Origin of the sequence: Roseibium sp. (assembly GCF_965276855.1) — a bacterium.
Classification (GTDB): domain Bacteria; phylum Pseudomonadota; class Alphaproteobacteria; order Rhizobiales; family Stappiaceae; genus Roseibium.
The window spans coordinates 3,456,678-3,474,114 of record NZ_OZ255700.1 but is presented as its reverse complement, the minus strand read 5'-3'; the positions used below and the strand labels follow the sequence as shown (position 1 = coordinate 3,474,114).

Here is a 17,437-nt window from a genome sequence, read left to right as displayed (position 1 = left end):
TCACCTGTGGCCCTGACCGATACGAACTCCTGGACTGGCATTCGCGAAGAACTTCTTCGCCGGATCCATGACCGCGTCTGGGAACCGGGCGCGCAGATCCCGCACGAAGCGGATCTGGCAGAAGAATTCGGTTGCGCGCGCACGACCGTCAATAGAGCGCTCAGGGACCTGGCCGAAAGCGGGCTGGTCATCCGCAAACGCCGTGCGGGCACGCGTGTTGCACTCAATCCGCCGCAGCGGGCCACGCTAACGATTCCGATCATCCGGGAAGAGGTGGAAGCGCTCGGCAAGACCTACCGGCACAGTCTTCTGGAACGGGCCTACCAACCGGTTCCACCAATGCTGCACGGAGTATTTCACGCATCGCTCGGTGATGACGTGCTCTATCTAAAAACGCTCCACTTTGCGGACGACCGCCCTTATGCGTTTGAAGAGCGTTACATCAATCTTGATACCGTGCCCGAGGCGCGCCAACGCAAGTTCGAGGTCTCAAGCGCGAACGAATGGCTGGTCCATAATGCGCCCTACAGCCGGGGGGATCTGTCGTTTTCCGCTCTCAACGCCAACGAAGACACCGCCCGGATCCTTGATTGCACACTGGGGACAGCATTGTTTGCCATGGAGCGCATAACTTGGACCGGCGATGCGCCGATCACACATGTAAAACTCATCTTTGCTCCAGGCTACCGAATGCGTAGCCGCATATAAAAGCTGGACGTATTATTCGAGGCAACGGCACCTTCATTCTGCCGAAAAAACTCTGTGCAAGCGGCATGTTGCGGTTTAGTGAGACAAGGTTCCACGACCACTTTGGAAAGACGCAATTTCAGGATGGTGACCTCGTTCGACATCGGCGGCAGCTTTATACGCTACGCGCATCCCGATGCGCATGGTCCGGTGCAAGAGGCTGGGCGGGTTCCAACACCGTTGCACTCGTGGTCTGAGTTTGTCGAAGCACTCCGTAAGTGTCTTCCAGAGACCCGCGGCCCGGCTGTTATATCCCTCGCAGGGGCCTTCGATGCACAAACCGGCATCGCAGACGTCGCCAACATTCCCTGTCTGAACGGCCGCCCGATCGCTTCGGATCTGACGAGAGAACTCGGCACCCCGGTCGCGATCATCAATGATGCAGATGCCTTTGCTCTGGCAGAAGCTGTTGAGGGATCGGGCTCTGGCAAAGAGACTGTCTTTGCCATCATTCTTGGCTCAGGAGTCGGCGGCGGTTTGGTTCACAAGGGCAGCCTTGTTTCCGGGCGTGGCGGGATCGCCGGAGAGTGGGGGCACGGTCCGGTTGTCGATCCAACCGCGGGTGGGACGATTTCAGGCATTCCGCATTTTCAATGCGGGTGCAGTCAAATCGGTTGCCTGGATGCTTACGGTTCGGCGCGAGGTCTGGAGAAAATACACGCCGCTCTTCACAACACATCATACTCAAGCATTGAAGTAACGACCGCTTGGCGCGCCGGAAAGCCGCAAGCGGCAAGAACCATCGACGCCTTTACAACTATTCTGGCTCGAGCGCTCAGCATGGTGGTCAATCTGCTCGGGCCGGATGTAATCCCGGTGAGCGGAGGCTTAAGCGCCGACGACCGGCTTCTGGCAGAAATTGATCGCAAGACCCGCGCAACAACACTTGCGAATTACACCGAACCACTTGTGGTGCGTGGCGTGTTCTCCAAGACCGGCGGCTTGCAAGGGGCGAGTATCCACGCCCGACGCGCGTTTCCAAAAGAATTTACGAATTGATTTTCTGCATTCACGGCCCAGGAAATGTCACGCGCCAGCGTTTCAAGAAAGTTTCCCGGGTCAGCTGATCCCGCGCAACCATGAGCGCCGGAGACAAACCGATCGGGCGAAGCGCTGTCGAGCTTAAGGTCTCTCCCTCAGCCCCCTCTTCTGTCTCAAGAAGCGGGCTGATGAGCAACGCTTGACGCAAGACCCTGCGCCCCTCAGGCGACAACAAAAAGTCCAGAAAATCAGTAGCCGCAGCACCGTTGTCTGCCCCTTTCGGGATCATTAGGGCACGGGACAGCACCAATGTGTAATCGGTTGGCAAAACGATCCCGATCCGATCATCTTGCTGCTGATATCCTTGGGCGTAAGATCCCAGCACATTGTAAGCGATCAGGTAGCGGCCATCGGCCACGCTCCGGATGATATCGGAGGAACAGCACGACCGGACGGCTTGGGTGCGCACAAAGGCTTCCTGCAATGCGCCAAAGGTCGATGCCTCTTGTGCGTCGACAAAAGCAAAAAGATATCCGAGGCCGGAGCGCTCGATGTCATAGGTGGCAACGCGTCCGGCGTAAGGGGTGTTGGCTGGCCGGAGCAAATCCAGGAGATCAAACCGCGACTTTGGCACCTCAGCGGGCGGTACCAAGTCCTGATTATAGATTACGACAGCGGGTTCTCTGGAAATGCCCCACAATTCATCGCGCCACCGCAGCGCAGCTGGCAACTGCTCAGTCTCCCGAGACACATGGCTTTGGGCACAGGCTTCGTTGACCAGCTTGACCATTTGGTGGACGCCGGAACTGATAACGACATCGGCAACCGGTGCCCCTTCCCTACATTCCGTGCGGGATTGGGTGTAGAGGTCGTTCGATCCCCACTGCTCATAGATGAGTGTCAGATCGGACCGTGTTTCCAAAAAAGCCTCGACAACGGGCGCAAAAACCGAGATGTCGGCAGTCGAGCGCACAATGAGGGTCTGTTCGGCATCAGCACCCCCATATTGTTCGACCAACTCAGGTTCTGCCGCAGTTGCAGGGACAATGACGGCAGCCAACAACCAAAGGCTAATACCAAGTAACCTGCACTGAGTATCCTTCATGCAGCCTCCGCCTTGATTTCCGGAAAACACAGAGCTGCGCGAAAGGTCCTGTTGCCGTGTGTTTCCAAAACCAACTGTCCTTCAAAAGACCGGGCAACAGCATGCGCAATGGCGAGCCCAAGACCGGAACTGTTCTGACGGGACAAACCAGATTGATTGAAGCGTGTTCCCAGGGCGGAAAGGATTTCCGGATCGGGCCCACCGCCATCATCTTCCACCCAGATAGAGGCAACACCGTTTTCGGTCGTAGCACCAATGCGCACCGGTGCCCGTCCATATTTCAAGGCATTGCTCAGAAGGTTCTTGACCGCTTCTTGAAGGGACGTCGTATCCGCAAGCACGTGAACCGGTTGGTCTGCCAATTGCGGAACGACTGAAATATCCGGCCGCAGAACTGCATGATCGCCCTCCTCGAAAACGTCCAGCACAACATCCCGCAGATCGATTTTTTCCCGGCGGACACTGTCGCCACGATGGATCACCAACGCCTGGCTCAGCATTTGGTCGAGCAGCCGGCCGAGACTCGCGGACCGGGTCTGAATACGTTCAACAATGCGATCTTTGCGCTCGGGATCCTCCTCATCTGAAAAGAGATCTGCTTGTGCCCTGAGCGCCGCGACGGGTGTTCTCAATTGGTGAGCCGTGTCCGAAATCAGATGCCGCATGGAATCCATCTGCCGATCCAGCCGCCCCATAAAGGCATTCAACGCCTGGATCATCATGGCGGTTTCCCTCGGCACATCTGTATCGAGGGGTGTCAGATCATGAGGATCACGTTCTGCCAATCCTCCCGCGATCCGCTTTAGCGGATTGAAAACAGCACGCACCACCAGAACGGCCAACAGCATCATCGCCAGACCGGACGCCGCCAGCACGTAGAGCGCTTTGCGCGTGATATCCACGGCCATGGCGTTCCGCGCCTTCAGGGTCTGCCCCACAACAACCCGGATGGTCCCGCTCCAAGTGCGTTCGGCAAATCGCCGGGAGACAACAACATATCTGGCCGCTTCGCCAAAAAATGCGCCATCGAAGAAGACGTCGTTGTATCCTGTCAGCCCGGCAGGAAGAGCAATTTCATCGTAACCGGTCAGGGTTTGGCCGTTAGGCCCAACGATCCGGTACCCGATCCGGTCGTCAGGCGCGAGCGCCAGAAGCTCAAATGCAGAATGCGGCAACTCAAGAACCGGATTGCCATCCACCACGGTGATTGCCGAGGCAATGTCATTGGCCGCCCCTACCAGCAAGCGGTCATAAGCCGAGCGGGCAGCTTCGCGGCCATATGCAAAGGCTGCGATCGAAACGATAATCCCACCAAACGTCAAAAGGAACGTGACGCCCAACGCCACACGCGCTGTGAGAGATGTCGCACCAAACCGGCTGAGCAAGCTAGTCATGGACCTCAAGCTTGTATCCAAGCCCTCTTTGCGTCTCGATCACAACAGAACTTCCGGAGAGTTTTTTACGCAGGCGCGCAACATAAAGCTCCAGCGCATTCATGCTGACATCCGTGTCCTGAAAGCTGAAAATGCCCTCAAAAAGCCGTTCCTTGCTCAGAACTTTTCCCCGATTCCGAATGAACAATTCCAGCAGTGAGAATTCCCGCCGTGTCAGGTTGACCGGTGCCTCCTTCAACCGAACAACGCGGGCCGTCGCATTAAAGGTCAGATCCCCTATCGTCAATTCTTCTGCTTTGTCACCCTGCTCACGTCTGTAGAGCGCCTGAATGCGCGCCTCCAGCTCGCGATGATCAAAGGGCTTCACCAGATAATCGTCTGCACCGGAGTTGAGCGTCGACACGCGATCATCCACGGAGAACTCTGCGGTCAGCACCAACACCGGCGTGCGATCGGATTTTTGCCGCAACTCTTTCAAAAGATCGGTTCCAAGCCCGTCCGGTAAATTCAGATCCAGAACAATGACATCATACCGCTGAACATCCAGAAGCGATCGCGCTTCCTCGAGTGTCTTGGCAAGATCGCAGGCTATACCGCTCCGGTCCAGCCGGATCATGATGGCTTCAGCCATGTCAAAGGTGTCTTCAACGAGCAATAGCCGCAAAACTTGGTCCTCCTACCCTCACTCTTGCCTGCCCTCATCACTTCTTGCAAGCGCATAGACCGCCGGTGACAGGTTGGTGACAGGGTTTGCCGCTAGGTTGAATTCAAGCCCAAAGGGAGGCTCCGCGATGCGGACCTGAGGCTGAATAGGCTCATGCAATGAGCCGGTTTATGTGGAGGAAAACATGACATTCATGAAAATGACCCGCCGGGTCGTTCTGGCTGCAGCTGCAGCTTCTATGACATTCGCCAGCCCAGTGCTCGCGGACGGCCACAAGGTTGTCGATTCAATTCACTTCCTGATCCCGGGCGGTGCTGGCGGTGGCTGGGACGGCACGGCACGCGGCACTGGCGAAGCGCTCACCAAAGCAGGGTTGGTTGGCACTGCATCTTACGAAAACATGTCCGGCGGTGGCGGCGGCAAGGCGATTGGCTACCTGATCGAGAATGCTGCGTCAAACCACGGCACGATTATGGTCAACTCGACCCCGATCGTGATCCGTTCTCTGACCGGCGTCTTTCCGCAAAACTTCCGTGACCTGACGCTCGTCGCAGGAACGATCGGCGACTATGCAGCTCTGGTGGTTGGCAAGGACAGCCCGATCAATTCCATGACCGACCTCATCGCAGCCTACAAGGCTGATCCGTCCGGCACCGCTATTGGTGGTGGCTCCGTTCCGGGCGGCATGGACCACCTGGTTGCAGCCATGGCAATGGAAGCCGCTGGCGAAGATCCGACCGCTTTCAAATACATCCCGTATGATGCTGGCGGCAAAGCAATGGCCGCGCTGCTTTCCGGCGAAATTGCTGCTCTGTCGACTGGTTTCTCCGAAGCTGTGGACCTTGCCAACGCCGGCGAAGTCAAGATCATCGGCGTGACGTCTGATGAGCGCGTTGATGCCTATAAAGACGCTCCGACCATGAAGGAACAGGGCATCGACACCACCTTCGTCAACTGGCGCGGTTTCTTTGCAGCACCGGGCCTGCCGGAAGAGCAGCTGGTTGCTTACCAGACTGCACTGACCAAGATGTATGACACTCCGGAGTGGGAAGAAGTTCGTGCCCGCAACGGCTGGGTCAACATTCACAACAATGGTGATGACTTCCGCGCCTTCCTGGAAAACCAGGAACAGGTCATCGGCGATCTGATGAAGAAGCTGGGCTTCCTCTGATCTGAGCGATATGACGGCGCAGACCCAGTCTGCGCCGTCTTTGCATTTGAAGATGATCTCATCCGCCGCACGAGCGGACATCTAACGAAACAAACAAAGACTTGGGGAGGAGGCCATGGCGCTCGATCGATGGATCGCCATGATCATTTTGTTGATCTGTCTCGCATATGGCTATGCGGCATTCTTTACGATGGATGAGGCGCTCGCGCCTTTCATGCGGCGCAATCCGATCTGGCCGTCGACCTTTCCCAAAATCCTCTCGGTCATGGCGATCATATGCTCTTTGCTGATCTTGCTTGGATTTGAGAAGAGCAGTGGCGAACCGAAGCCGAGCGAAATCAACTATCGGCGATTGACCGATTACAAACTCGGACAGGCAATCGCCTTGCTGGGGTTGATGGTTGCTTATGCTCTGCTCCTACGGCCGGCAGGTTTCCTGCTTTCCACGTTCGGCTTCTTGTTCATAGGGTCGTTCATCCTCGGCGAGCGCAAGTACATTGTCATGGCGCTCGCATCCGCAATCGCGGCAGGTGTCGTCTGGTATCTGGTCGATCGGGTCCTCGGGATCTTCCTGAGCCCGATGCCCGTCTTCATGGCTAACGGAGGCTGACATGCTCGAAGGAATCCTGATCGGGCTGAGCACAGCCTTTTCTGTCACCAATTTGCTGATGGTTGTCGGCGGCTGTTTGATCGGCACATTCATTGGCATGCTCCCGGGCCTAGGGCCGATGTCGATCATTGCCATCATGATCCCGGTTGCCATTTCAATTGGCGATCCATCTGCCGCCCTCATTCTGCTTGCCGGTGTTTACTACGGGGCGATTTTCGGCGGCTCAACGTCTTCTATCCTCATCAATGCGCCCGGCGTGGCCTCGACCGTTGCAACGAGTTTCGACGGCTATCCCCTGGCAAGACAGGGCAAGGCCGGCAAGGCATTGACCGTTGCAGCCATCTCGTCATTTGCTGGCGGCTCCATCGGTGCGGTTCTTCTGATGATCTTCGCTCCGGCTCTTGCAACCGTCGCACTTCTATTCCATTCAGCCGAATATTTCGCGCTGATGGTCGTCGGTCTTTCTGCGATCGCAGCTTTTGCCGGAACTGGCCAGGTTATCAAGGCACTTCTGATGACCATCCTTGGAGTCATCATGGCGACGGTCGGTGAAGGTGCGCTCTTTAACATGCCGCGATTCACCATGGGTTTGATGGATCTGCAATCCGGCTTCGGCTTCATCACGCTCGCGATGGCGATGTTTGCGCTGCCCGAGGCCCTCTACCTCGTTCTCGATCCGAACCGCTCTAAAACCGAGAGCGGCAACAACGAGATCAAGGACCTCAGGATCACCAAAGAAGAAGCCAAGGCCATCACTCCGGTTATTGGACGCCAGTCCATCCAGGGGTTCCTGATCGGCGTCCTGCCAGGTGCTGGGGCAACGATCGCATCCTTCCTCGGCTACGCGGTGGAGCGCAACATCGCAACAAAGGAAGAACAAGAGCAGTTCGGCAAAGGCTCCGTCAAAGGTTTGGCCGCGCCGGAAAGTGCCAACAACGCCGCCTGCACAGGCTCCTTCGTTCCGCTCCTGACCCTTGGCATTCCCGGATCCGGCACAACGGCCATTTTGCTTGGTGCACTGATCGCCCTCAACGTATCTCCAGGCCCACGTTTGATGGTCGATCAGCCGGAGATCTTCTGGGCGGTGATTATCTCCATGTATCTCGGCAACGTGATCCTGCTGATCCTGAACCTGCCGCTGATCCCGTACATTGCAAAGATCCTCGCGGTTCCACGCAACTTCCTGATCCCCTTCATCCTGTTCTTCACCTTGATGGGCGCTTACATCGGGCAGAACAATTCGACCGAACTTCTGATCCTGGCAGGCTTCGGGATTTGCGCGACCGTTCTCCGCTTTGCCGACTACCCGCTGGCACCGCTACTGATCGGTTTCATCTTGGGCCGGATGCTGGAAGACAACTTCTCCCGTTCCATGCAGCTTTATGACGGGATCGGTTTCATCCTTGAGCGGCCAATGACGATGGGCCTCTTGATCCTGGCCGTTATCCTCGTTGTCCTGCCGAGCTATCGTGCCCGCCGGGCGCGTGCGCGGGCAGAAGGCGTGGCTGACGGCGATTGAGACGAAACGAAACGAGGACCCGGATATGACAAAACCCCTTGATGGAATCCGGGTTCTCGACCTGACGAATGTGCTTGCTGGGCCTTTCGCCTGCCACCAGTTGGCTCATCTCGGTGCAGAAGTCATCAAGGTTGAAGCCGTTGAGCGGGGCGATCTTGCGCGCAATCTCGGCGCAGATCCGGACCTCTCGGCAAAGGGCATGGGCATTAGCTTCCTTGCCCAGAATGCCGGCAAGAAATCCCTCACCCTCAATCTCAAGGATCCACGCGGTAAAGACGTCTTGAAGCGTCTTGTCGCCGGAGCGGATGTGCTCGTTGAGAACTTTCGCCCAGGGGTCATGGATCGTCTGGGGCTCAGTTATGAAGTTCTGAAAGCGGAAGCTCCAAACCTCATCTACTGCGCAATCTCCGGCTTTGGACAAGATGGCCCCTGGGCTCACCGCCCCGCCTACGATCAGATTGTCCAAGGAGCTTCGGGCGTCATGTCGATCACTGGCGATGCTGACAGTGCTCCTTTGCGCGTCGGGTATCCGCTGGCAGATACTGTGGGTGGTCTGACAGCTGCGATGGCGATTTGCGGTGCGCTCAATGCCGAAAAGCGCGGTGCTTTCATTGATGTATCCATGCTGGAGTCGGTTCTGGCCACCATGGGCTGGGTCGTCTCAAATCATCTGATCGGCGGCGTCGCCCCAACACCCAACGGCAATGAAAACCCAACGTCTGCGCCATCCGGTGCGTTTCAATGCTCGGACGGCCTGATCAACATAGCGGCCAATAAGGATGAGCAGTGGGACCTTCTGGCCAAACACCTTGGCCGGGAAGACCTTGTTGGACACGCTGATTTTGCCTCTCGGGAAGACCGGAAACGCAACAGGCTACGGCTTAAGGCAGAATTGGAAACCGTTCTCACCACAAGGCCTGCGCGGGAATGGGCACGCGAGCTCAACAAGCTGGGCGTGCCTGCTGGCGCGGTCCTGAGCGTGCCTGAAGTTCTTGACCATCCCCAGATCAGGGACCGCGATTTTCTGGCACGCTTCGATGAAACGCCAGGGGTTGGAAAACCCGTCGATCTCTTGCGGATTGGCGCCATGATTGACGGCACACGCCCATCTGTGGACACCCCGCCTCCAGCCCTCGGTGCGGACACCGACCGTATTTTGACAGCCCTTGGATACGCAGCAGACGACATTGAGACCTTGCGCAAGGAGAACGTGGTGTGAGCGAGAACATGGATGTCGCCGATTGGTGGCGCACCTCGATCATTGACATGGAACCCGGCCGCATCGCTCTTCGCGGACACCCGGTCGAAGACCTGATCGGTAACCAGGGTTTTGCCCAGATGATCTGGCTGATGGTCACCGGCAAGGAAATATCCGGGAAACGAGCCAATCTTTTTGAAGCGGCCCTCGTTGCCGCCGTTGATCATGGACCTCAAGCCCCGTCTATCGCGGCAGCACGGATGGCGACGACCTGTGGCATCGGTTTGCAATCGGCCATGGCGACCGGTCTCAATATGCTCGGCGACGTTCACGGTGGCGCGGGCGAACAGGCGGTGGAGCTTTACCGGGCAATAGAGACCGCCGGAATTGATGAACTCGGCACAACGCTTGATACATGGCGGCAAGCTAACGGGCGTTTCATTCCCGGCTTTGGACATCGCTTCCACAAACCTGTCGACCCAAGGGCACCGCGCCTGCTCGGGCTGGTCGATGAAGCTGCAGCCGCTAGCGAGGTCTCCGGGGTATACGCTCAGATCGGTCGAGCCATCGAGGCGCATCTGGCCACTGAACGCGGCAAGCCGGTGCCGATGAACATTGATGGCGCGACCGCAGTGATTTATGCCGAACTTGGCTGTCCAGCTCCCCTTGCCCGCGGCTTCTTCGGATTGTCCCGATCAGTCGGCATCCTGGCGCACGCGTGGGAACAGTCTGAACAAGGTGGACGCAACAAAGGTCCGACCCCACCGCATTACCGCTGGACCTACGACGAAGGCTCCAACTCCGACTGACAGGCATCCCTTTGGCCGGACCGCTTTACCTACTCCGGCCAACCTTAGAGCCCTGCTTTTTCCGAAGCAGGGCTCTTTTTTATAGCAGACGTGGAATTGAATGGCCGTCATACTCCGAACGGCAACTTTTCATGCTATGCACTTTTATGTTTTTTGTGTTATTTTCTCCCAAGAGTTGGGAGGAAAAGCGCATATGGACAGTTTCTGGAACGTGCTGGCAAGTGCCATTGGCCTTGTTTTCGCGTTTGATCCAGACCTCATGGAGATTGTTGGCCTGTCAATGCAGGTCACCTTGAGTGCTGTCGCAATCGCATGCCTGATCGGCTTTCCACTCGGCGCAATCGCAGGTGCCTTCCGGTTCCCCGGCCGAACCTTATTATCGATTGTCCTCAATGCCTTGATGGGACTACCACCTGTCGTCGTCGGGCTTTTGGTATACCTCATGTTGTCGGCTTCGGGCCCGCTCGGACCACTGGGACTTCTCTACACCCCAACTGCCATGATCATCGCCCAGACGGTTCTGGTGACCCCAATCGTTGCGGCATTGACCAAGCAGGTGGTGGAAGACCTCTACCAGGAATATGGCGAGCAGTTTACTTCGCTCGGCGTCGGACCACTCGACCGCGTCATGGCACTCCTTTGGGATGCCCGTTACAGCCTGCTCACTGTCGCGTTAGCCGGGTTTGGCCGTGCTGTCGCTGAAGTTGGCGCAGTGATCATTGTCGGCGGCAACATCAACCATGTCACTCGGGTCATGACCACAACGATTGCTCTGGAAACTTCCAAGGGCAATCTTGAGCTTGCTTTGGCGCTCGGGGTGATCCTTCTGGCGATTGCGTTTGCGGTCAATGCTCTTGTTATGACCCTGCGCGCGTCCGCTGTGAGGGCTGCTTATGCGTAATCTTGTGCAAGACACCCCGTCTGCTCCATCCATAACAGCAATGCCCGATGCGCGAGAGATTCTTCTTGAAACCCGCGGGCTCGGATTTGAAACCAATGGGCACCGCTTGCTCACTGATATTAACCTTCAGATACGGCGCGGTTCGCGCACAGTAATCATGGGGCCGAACGGCGCCGGCAAAAGCCTGCTTCTGCGACTGATGCACGGCCTGATTTCGCCGACACACGGTGACGTTCTATGGCGCGGCCACGCGCTGGACAAAGCCGCCTGGAAGAACCAGGCCATGGTCTTCCAGCGGCCTGTACTGCTCCGGCGATCTGCAAAGGCGAACCTGAAATTCGCGCTTGGGGTTCGCGGCGAGAAGGGCGAAAAGCGCAATGGCTTGATCCAAAAAGCCTTGGTGGTAGCCGGGCTCAGCCATCTTGCGAACCGTCCAGCGCGCGTCCTGTCAGGCGGCGAACAACAGCGCCTTGCCACCGTCCGCGCGCTCGCTTGCCAACCGGATATTCTGTTTCTGGATGAGCCGACGGCAAGCCTCGATCCGGCCTCCACTGCGGCCATTGAGCAGCTCATCCTGGAAGCGAATGCAAACGGTATCACCATCGTACTTGTGACCCACGATGCAGGACAGGCGGGCCGCCTGGGGCAGGAATTGATTTTCCTACAAGATGGAGAAATCGCTGAAACCGGCCCTGCGCAACGGGTGTTAAAGATCCCACAAAGCGCGCCTGCACGTGCTCTTCGGGACGGACAGCTTTTCGTAAAGAGTTAAAACAAAAGCACTTTTGGAGGAAAACATGATCAGACGAGCTTTTTTGAAAATCATTGCTGCCGCGGTTCTCACAACCGGCCTCCTTCAATCCGCCCAGGCGGAAAACCCGTTTATAATCGTTCAATCAACCACCTCGACCCAGAATTCCGGCCTGTTTGACAACTTGCTACCGAAGTTCACCGCCAAGACTGGCATTGACGTCCGCGTGGTTGCAGTCGGAACCGGACAAGCCATCCGCAACGCAGCAAATGGCGACGGCGATGTTCTGTTTGTGCACTCCAAACCATCGGAAGAAAAATTCGTTTCAGACGGATTGGGCGTCTCCCGCGCTGATGTCATGTACAACGATTTTGTGATTGTTGGTCCAGCCAACGACCCAGCTGGCGTCGCGGGCACAAAGAACGTTGCAGAAGCCCTCACCAAAATCGCCGCGAGCAAATCGATATTCGCGTCCCGCGGGGATGACAGCGGCACCCACAAAGCAGAGCTCCGACTTTGGAAGAGCGCAGGGATCGATCCGTCAGAAGCCTCCGGAACCTGGTATCGCGAAACCGGCTCCGGGATGGGGGCAACCCTTAATACAGGAACCGGTATGGGCGCGTATGTGATGACCGACCGGGCAACCTGGATCGCCTTCGGCAACAAAGGCACGCATCAAATCGTTGTTGAGGGAGATGCCAGGATGTTTAACCAGTATGGTGTCATCCTGGTGAATCCTGAAGCACATCCGCACGTCAAGGCTGACATGGCACAAATGTTTATCGACTGGCTTCTCTCGCCAGAAGGCCAGGCGGCAATCGCAGACTATAAGGTGGACGGGCAGCAACTGTTCTTCCCGAATGCCGGATCCGGTCCAAGCTAAGCCGTAAAGATGCGCAAAATTGCACCGCAGTCCTGAAGAGATCCGAAGTCATAGTCCCTACGCAGAATTGACATGATCGCCCGCTTCCGGGCAGTTTGACTGCAGAAACATGGGGAAGGAGACAGACCGTGGAGGCCCGGGGTCCAGAGACGATAGGCTCTACGAACCCAATTGAGCCGAACGGGGACGCGAGAGCGAAACGAATACTGTTGTTTGGCGCAACCGGAACCATCGGACGCGCCACGCTGACCGAGTTGCTGAGCCAAGGTCATCACGTCGTTTGTTTCGTCCGTCCACAGACAGCTGCGAAGATACAACGTGTCGCGCCAGAGACAGTTGTTCGAACTGGTTATGTCACCAATCCAAAGTCGATCCGCCAGGATGCTTTCCGGGGCGATCAGTTTGATGCTGTGATTTCCTGCCTGTCCTCCCGAACGGGTGTTCCCGACGACGCCTGGAAAATCGATCATCAGGCGAACAGCGATATCCTTCAAATCGCGAGAGAAACCGGGAAGCCGCATTTCATATTACTATCGGCAATATGCGTACAAAAACCGAGACTTGCATTTCAGCACGCCAAACTGGCATTCGAAGCAGAGCTCCAAGCCTCAGGCCTGCATTATTCGATCATTCGGCCGACTGCTTTCTTCAAATCGCTATCCGGGCAAGTGGAACGTGTGAAAGCCGGCAAACCGTTCCTCATCTTTGGGGATGGAACGCTAACATCCTGCAAGCCGATCAGCGATCATGATGTCGCGGCCTTTATTGCCGAATGCTTGGAGAACCCGGCGATGAAAAACAAGGTCCTGCCGATTGGCGGCCCGGGTGAGGCGATAACTCCCCGCGCACAGGGCACGTACTTGTTTCAAAGCTTTGGGCTGGAGCCGCGGTTCCGCAAGGTGCCTGTTGCACTGATGGACTTGATTATCAGAGCACTTGAGTTTGCCGGCCGGTTTGGGCCGAAATACCGGGACAAGGCGGAGCTGGCCCGCATCGGCCGTTATTATGCAACTGAATCGATGCTGGTAATCAATCCGAAGACCGGCCTCTATGACGCCGACGCCACACCTTCGTTTGGAAAAGACACGCTTTTCGGGTTTTATAAAAAGCTTGCGAACGGAGACGAAACCCCGTCTCTGGGCGACCACGCGGTTTTCGACCGGAAGTCACGCGTCTAAGACCGGCCTTTAGGTGCCCCTAGCCTTAGTTGCCAAGACGGACTGACGAGCTGCTACCCTGCTCAGCGCTTGAGAACCCTGCCCGATCCAATACCTGACTTGCTCCGATGGTCAGCACGATGATGGCTGCAAAGGCCGTCAGCATGGCTTTCATTGTTGTCCTCCCTCCGCTTCTTTTGGCGCGGTTGCCACCTTAAGATAGTCAACTAGATCTTTACGGTCTTCCGGCAAGGCAATGACCTGCATCGGCATTTTGGAACCAGGAATATAATGGTCCGGACCGTCCAGAAACAATTGGTCGATCGTCTCTTCTGACCAGATGATATCAGATCCGTCCAAGGTTGCAGAATAGCTGTAACCCGGCAGAGCACCGGCCTTTCGCCCAAACACCTTGTAGAGCGTCGGCCCTGCCCGCCGCACACCATCATCGGTCACCGAATGGCAAATGGAGCACTTGCGCGCGAACTGCCGCTCACCGTTGGACATTTCTTCTGGTTTGCGCAAGAACTCGGGTGTTTCGGTTGCCATTGGATCAAAACTGGAAAGGTCGGCAACCGGCCAAGAATAAACAATATTCTCAATGCCGGCAGCATGCAGAACCGACCCGTCATTTGAGAAAGCCAAGGCCCAGATGGGACCTTTGAGCGCGGCGCGAAAATCGGTTTCAATCCCCCAAGACCCCGTCTCGAACACAGTGATGTAACCCTGACCATCCCCTGTTGCGAGCCGTGTACCATCGGGACTGACATCAAGCCCTAAAATCGGCCGACGTTCGAGGGAAAACTCATAAAGCCGGTCCCCTGTTTCAAGATCGAGGATCCGTGTTACGCCATCTTGCGCGCCGTAAGCAAGCCACGTCTCGGGTCCGTCTGCCGCCCCCCCGAGCTTCAGAACGTTAATCCCGAACCCATTGCGATCGACAACCCGCTTTTCAGTGCGTTCTTCAACATCCCAGAGAATGATCGAACCATCCATAGAGGCCGAATAAAGAGATTTGCCGTCTTTGGTAAAAGCAACCGCATTCACGCCCGCATTGTGCCCGCTCAGGAAAATCGGCTCCCCTCCATCAACCGGCCAGAGCCCGACCCGAGCGTCCCAGCTGGCGCTGGCAATGAGGCTCTTGTCCGGCGACACAGCAAGCCCCTGAACTTTGGCGGTATGGCCTTCCAGTCTTTGTTGTGTTCCTGCAACACGGTCCCAGAGGATCAGATCATTGTCGTCGCCCGCTGACACAAGATGGTCAGTATCTATGAACTGGACAACCTTCACCGCAGCTTCATGCCCGTCGAGCCAAGTCGGGTCTCGCCCTGACCAAAGCCCGACAGAATTATCGAAACTGGCGGTTGCGACAGCACCGGTCTCGGGTTCCACCGCAATGTCCATCACCGGACCGCCGTGTCCTTTGAGGGTCTGGAATTCGGTCGCCAGAGCCGGTGCAACTGCCCATACCGAACAGCACACGTAAATCATAAGTGCCACGACGGTTGTTTGCCCAACCGCCGCGAATGACCTTTGGATGAGGGACGCGCACATCGAACTGATCGCCTGAAAGACTATTCAGCAGGAACAGCGTTTTTGGCTTCCCGGTCTTTTTCGGCGGCTTCGACTTCCGCAACCCAAAGTCCGTGGTGCTCCTTCGCCCACTGCAGCTCGACCTCTCCCGAGCCCATGGCGTCGTAGGCACCTTCCATGCCAATTGAACCGATATAGATGTGCGCCAGAATGATTGCCATCATCAGGAATGCGACAATGGAGTGCCAAAGCTGGGCGTACTGCATTTCCTCATGCGGCGCGAGCTGGGTCGGCAAGTCTCCAAATCCAATGAGTTGTGGCAAGCCCGTAGAGTTCAGCACGTTGAATGTCGCCGCAAACATTGGATATTCAAACGGGAAGAGCAGTGAAATACCGGACGCTGAAATAGACGCACCCAGAACAATGACGCTCCAGAAAATCATCTTCTGACCGAAATTGAATTTCTTGGCCGGTGGGTGCACACCTTTTTTCAAAAGACCACCTCCCACGGCAATCCACTTCAGATCGGTCTTGTTAGGAATGTTGTGCACCACCCACATCACGAACACCATCACCAGTGCCAGCATGAATGCCCAGGACACATTGTTGTGGATCCACTTAGAGGCCTGCGCGATTGGCGCAAATGCCTCATGGCCGATCAATGGAATGATCGCCATCCGACCGAACAGTGTGATCAGCCCGGTGATGCCGAGCAGGATGAAAGAGCCGGCCAGTAGCCAATGGCCAAACCGCTCGACTGCCTTGAATCGGGTGATTGTCCGGCCAGTTTTCTCACCGTCGATGCGGATCCGGCCGCGAAGCAAATAGAACAAAGCGAGGAACCCGAGAGTTCCAAGCAGAAGATAGCCGCCATAGGTGGCGAGCGGCCCCTGGCGGAACAGCAGCCACCGCATGCCGCCATCCTGCATGAGAACAGATGCTACCTGACCACCAGATGAGACGGTTACATCGGCAGATCCGTAGCGCAGCGCCCGCCAAAGCTCCGGGTCCGATGCTCCACCGAGTGTCCCGAGTTGAGAGCTCATGCTAGCCGCTGAGTCGGGGTCGCCCGTCGCATTCCTGCGGAAATCATAGTCGACCTTCTCACCGCGCTGGCGCTTCAGGATGTCTTCCAGAGTTTGTGCGCCACCTGTCGCGGAACGGTCGGCGTCAGCACTTGGTGCCGCTGTGTCCTGCGCAAAGGCCTGCATCATGAAAGCAAACAGAACGGCAAATGCCAGCACGAAGCGATTCATCTCTGGTTCCTCACCCAATTGTTCTTGTAGATACGGGTGAGGCGGCAAATCGCCGCCCCACTCTTTTTGCTATTTTCAGATAGGGCGTTTGATCCACCGGCCCAGAGGCAGCTCTGAGCCGGCTTTGACCAATGTGGCCTTAACCGCCGTTTTGGCCGTATGCAGAGCCCCAACCCCAGGCACCGGAGCCGAAGCCACGGGCAACCACGCGCTCGCGGTAAATGTTGGCGACAACGTCGCCATCACCTGCGAGCAGGGCTTTGGTTGAACACATTTCCGCGCAGATCGGCAGCTTGCCTTCCGCAATACGGTTGCGGCCGTATTTCGCGAATTCCGCTGTGGAATGGTTCTCTTCAGGGCCACCAGCACAGAAGGTACACTTGTCCATCTTGCCGCGCGAACCAAAGTTGCCCGCTTGCGGGAACTGCGGTGCGCCGAACGGACAGGCATAGAAGCAATAGCCGCAGCCAATGCAGAGGTCTTTCGAGTGAAGGACCACACCTTCTTCGTTCTGGTAGAAGCAGTCGACCGGGCACACCGCCATACATGGTGCGTCCGAACAGTGCATGCAGGCAACGGAGATCGACCGTTCTCCCGGCTTACCATCATTGATGGTCACAACCCGGCGGCGGTTGATGCCCCACGGCACCTCATGCTCGTTTTTACAGGCGGTCACACAGGCATTGCATTCAATGCAACGCTCAGCGTCACAGAGGAACTTAGCCCTCGCTTGTCCACCAAGTGCCATTGCGTTTCCT

Annotated in this window: 18 protein-coding genes; 11 read left to right on the top strand and 7 right to left on the bottom strand. The window is 56.8% G+C overall.

Translation table 11 applies throughout. The features are described 5' to 3' along the window. Positions 1 to 6: 6 nt before the first annotated feature. Complete coding sequence (locus ACQY4Z_RS16050) at positions 7 to 708, top strand: GntR family transcriptional regulator (RefSeq protein ID WP_133951706.1); 702 nt, start codon at positions 7 to 9, stop codon at positions 706 to 708. A gap of 123 nt (positions 709 to 831) precedes the next feature. After that, positions 832 to 1,746 carry an ROK family protein gene (locus tag ACQY4Z_RS16045; RefSeq protein WP_428522865.1) on the top strand — a complete coding sequence of 305 codons (915 nt, stop codon included), beginning with the start codon at positions 832 to 834 and terminating at the stop codon, positions 1,744 to 1,746. A gap of 10 nt (positions 1,747 to 1,756) precedes the next feature. On the opposite strand, the gene ACQY4Z_RS16040 is transcribed toward ACQY4Z_RS16045, so the two are convergent. From ACQY4Z_RS16040 to ACQY4Z_RS16030, 3 genes are read right to left on the bottom strand one after another with little or no spacing between them, the layout of a single operon-like run. Further along, complete coding sequence (locus ACQY4Z_RS16040; RefSeq protein ID WP_428522863.1) at positions 1,757 to 2,833, bottom strand: ABC transporter substrate-binding protein; 1,077 nt, start codon at positions 2,831 to 2,833, stop codon at positions 1,757 to 1,759. Then, a complete protein-coding gene (locus tag ACQY4Z_RS16035; RefSeq protein ID WP_428522861.1) occupies positions 2,830 to 4,227 on the bottom strand; it encodes a sensor histidine kinase in 1,398 nt (465 codons plus the stop codon). The genes ACQY4Z_RS16040 and ACQY4Z_RS16035 overlap by 4 nt, the downstream gene beginning before the upstream one ends. Next, positions 4,220 to 4,891, bottom strand: a complete 672-nt coding sequence (locus ACQY4Z_RS16030; protein ID WP_428522859.1) for a response regulator — start codon at positions 4,889 to 4,891, stop codon at positions 4,220 to 4,222. The genes ACQY4Z_RS16035 and ACQY4Z_RS16030 overlap by 8 nt, the downstream gene beginning before the upstream one ends. Before the next feature lie 184 nt (positions 4,892 to 5,075). On the opposite strand from ACQY4Z_RS16030, the gene ACQY4Z_RS16025 reads away from it, so the two are divergent. From ACQY4Z_RS16025 to ACQY4Z_RS15985, 9 genes are all read left to right on the top strand, one after another. Then, a complete protein-coding gene (locus ACQY4Z_RS16025; RefSeq protein ID WP_428522857.1) occupies positions 5,076 to 6,062 on the top strand; it encodes a tripartite tricarboxylate transporter substrate binding protein in 987 nt (328 codons plus the stop codon). A gap of 115 nt (positions 6,063 to 6,177) precedes the next feature. Further along, entirely contained in the window at positions 6,178 to 6,672 is a 495-nt protein-coding gene (locus ACQY4Z_RS16020; RefSeq protein ID WP_133951700.1) for a tripartite tricarboxylate transporter TctB family protein, read from the top strand. A gap of 1 nt (position 6,673) precedes the next feature. Next, entirely contained in the window at positions 6,674 to 8,191 is a 1,518-nt protein-coding gene (locus ACQY4Z_RS16015; protein WP_428522854.1) for a tripartite tricarboxylate transporter permease, read from the top strand. A 25-nt stretch (positions 8,192 to 8,216) separates the two neighbouring features. After that, positions 8,217 to 9,410 carry a CaiB/BaiF CoA transferase family protein gene (locus ACQY4Z_RS16010; RefSeq protein WP_428522852.1) on the top strand — a complete coding sequence of 398 codons (1,194 nt, stop codon included), beginning with the start codon at positions 8,217 to 8,219 and terminating at the stop codon, positions 9,408 to 9,410. After that, positions 9,407 to 10,198, top strand: coding sequence for a citryl-CoA lyase (locus tag ACQY4Z_RS16005; RefSeq protein ID WP_428522850.1), 792 nt, complete (start codon positions 9,407 to 9,409; stop codon positions 10,196 to 10,198). The genes ACQY4Z_RS16010 and ACQY4Z_RS16005 overlap by 4 nt, the downstream gene beginning before the upstream one ends. A gap of 193 nt (positions 10,199 to 10,391) precedes the next feature. Then, the gene (locus ACQY4Z_RS16000) at positions 10,392 to 11,099 is read left to right on the top strand and encodes an ABC transporter permease (protein WP_428522848.1); all 708 of its coding nucleotides are present in this window, start codon (positions 10,392 to 10,394) and stop codon (positions 11,097 to 11,099) included. Continuing rightward, a complete protein-coding gene (locus tag ACQY4Z_RS15995) occupies positions 11,092 to 11,871 on the top strand; it encodes an ATP-binding cassette domain-containing protein (RefSeq protein ID WP_428522846.1) in 780 nt (259 codons plus the stop codon). The genes ACQY4Z_RS16000 and ACQY4Z_RS15995 overlap by 8 nt, the downstream gene beginning before the upstream one ends. A gap of 25 nt (positions 11,872 to 11,896) precedes the next feature. Then, positions 11,897 to 12,733 carry a substrate-binding domain-containing protein gene (locus ACQY4Z_RS15990; protein ID WP_428522844.1) on the top strand — a complete coding sequence of 279 codons (837 nt, stop codon included), beginning with the start codon at positions 11,897 to 11,899 and terminating at the stop codon, positions 12,731 to 12,733. A 209-nt stretch (positions 12,734 to 12,942) separates the two neighbouring features. Beyond that, positions 12,943 to 13,911, top strand: a complete 969-nt coding sequence (locus tag ACQY4Z_RS15985; RefSeq protein ID WP_428529580.1) for an NAD(P)H-binding protein — start codon at positions 12,943 to 12,945, stop codon at positions 13,909 to 13,911. 25 nt (positions 13,912 to 13,936) lie between these two features. Here the strand turns inward: ACQY4Z_RS15985 and ACQY4Z_RS15980 are convergent, their stop codons facing one another. From ACQY4Z_RS15980 to fdh3B, 4 genes are all read right to left on the bottom strand, one after another. After that, complete coding sequence (locus ACQY4Z_RS15980) at positions 13,937 to 14,065, bottom strand: hypothetical protein (protein WP_428522842.1); 129 nt, start codon at positions 14,063 to 14,065, stop codon at positions 13,937 to 13,939. Beyond that, the gene (locus tag ACQY4Z_RS15975; protein WP_428529578.1) at positions 14,062 to 15,381 is read right to left on the bottom strand and encodes a c-type cytochrome; all 1,320 of its coding nucleotides are present in this window, start codon (positions 15,379 to 15,381) and stop codon (positions 14,062 to 14,064) included. Before ACQY4Z_RS15975 ends, ACQY4Z_RS15980 begins: the two co-directional genes overlap by 4 nt. An 83-nt stretch (positions 15,382 to 15,464) precedes the next feature. Continuing rightward, positions 15,465 to 16,679, bottom strand: coding sequence for a formate dehydrogenase subunit gamma (locus tag ACQY4Z_RS15970; RefSeq protein ID WP_428522840.1), 1,215 nt, complete (start codon positions 16,677 to 16,679; stop codon positions 15,465 to 15,467). A gap of 139 nt (positions 16,680 to 16,818) precedes the next feature. After that, positions 16,819 to 17,427, bottom strand: coding sequence for a formate dehydrogenase FDH3 subunit beta (gene fdh3B / locus ACQY4Z_RS15965; protein WP_040450988.1), 609 nt, complete (start codon positions 17,425 to 17,427; stop codon positions 16,819 to 16,821). Between the last annotated feature and the right edge of the window lie 10 nt (positions 17,428 to 17,437).

Excerpts from the sequence above, each read along its gene's own strand:
- ACQY4Z_RS16045 (WP_428522865.1), top strand. The coding sequence starts at position 832 with ATGGTGACCTCGTTCGACATCGGCGGCAGCTTTATACGCTACGCGCAT.
- ACQY4Z_RS15980 (WP_428522842.1), bottom strand. The coding sequence starts at position 14,065 with ATGAAAGCCATGCTGACGGCCTTTGCAGCCATCATCGTGCTGACCATC.
- fdh3B (WP_040450988.1), bottom strand. The coding sequence starts at position 17,427 with ATGGCACTTGGTGGACAAGCGAGGGCTAAGTTCCTCTGTGACGCTGAG.
- ACQY4Z_RS16040 (WP_428522863.1), bottom strand. The coding sequence starts at position 2,833 with ATGAAGGATACTCAGTGCAGGTTACTTGGTATTAGCCTTTGGTTGTTG.
- ACQY4Z_RS16035 (WP_428522861.1), bottom strand. The coding sequence starts at position 4,227 with ATGACTAGCTTGCTCAGCCGGTTTGGTGCGACATCTCTCACAGCGCGT.
- ACQY4Z_RS15990 (WP_428522844.1), top strand. The coding sequence starts at position 11,897 with ATGATCAGACGAGCTTTTTTGAAAATCATTGCTGCCGCGGTTCTCACA.
- ACQY4Z_RS16010 (WP_428522852.1), top strand. The coding sequence starts at position 8,217 with ATGACAAAACCCCTTGATGGAATCCGGGTTCTCGACCTGACGAATGTG.
- ACQY4Z_RS15995 (WP_428522846.1), top strand. The coding sequence starts at position 11,092 with ATGCGTAATCTTGTGCAAGACACCCCGTCTGCTCCATCCATAACAGCA.
- ACQY4Z_RS16000 (WP_428522848.1), top strand. The coding sequence starts at position 10,392 with ATGGACAGTTTCTGGAACGTGCTGGCAAGTGCCATTGGCCTTGTTTTC.
- ACQY4Z_RS16015 (WP_428522854.1), top strand. The coding sequence starts at position 6,674 with ATGCTCGAAGGAATCCTGATCGGGCTGAGCACAGCCTTTTCTGTCACC.
- ACQY4Z_RS16020 (WP_133951700.1), top strand. The coding sequence starts at position 6,178 with ATGGCGCTCGATCGATGGATCGCCATGATCATTTTGTTGATCTGTCTC.
- ACQY4Z_RS15975 (WP_428529578.1), bottom strand. The coding sequence starts at position 15,381 with ATGATTTACGTGTGCTGTTCGGTATGGGCAGTTGCACCGGCTCTGGCG.
- ACQY4Z_RS16025 (WP_428522857.1), top strand. The coding sequence starts at position 5,076 with ATGACATTCATGAAAATGACCCGCCGGGTCGTTCTGGCTGCAGCTGCA.
- ACQY4Z_RS15970 (WP_428522840.1), bottom strand. The coding sequence starts at position 16,679 with ATGAATCGCTTCGTGCTGGCATTTGCCGTTCTGTTTGCTTTCATGATG.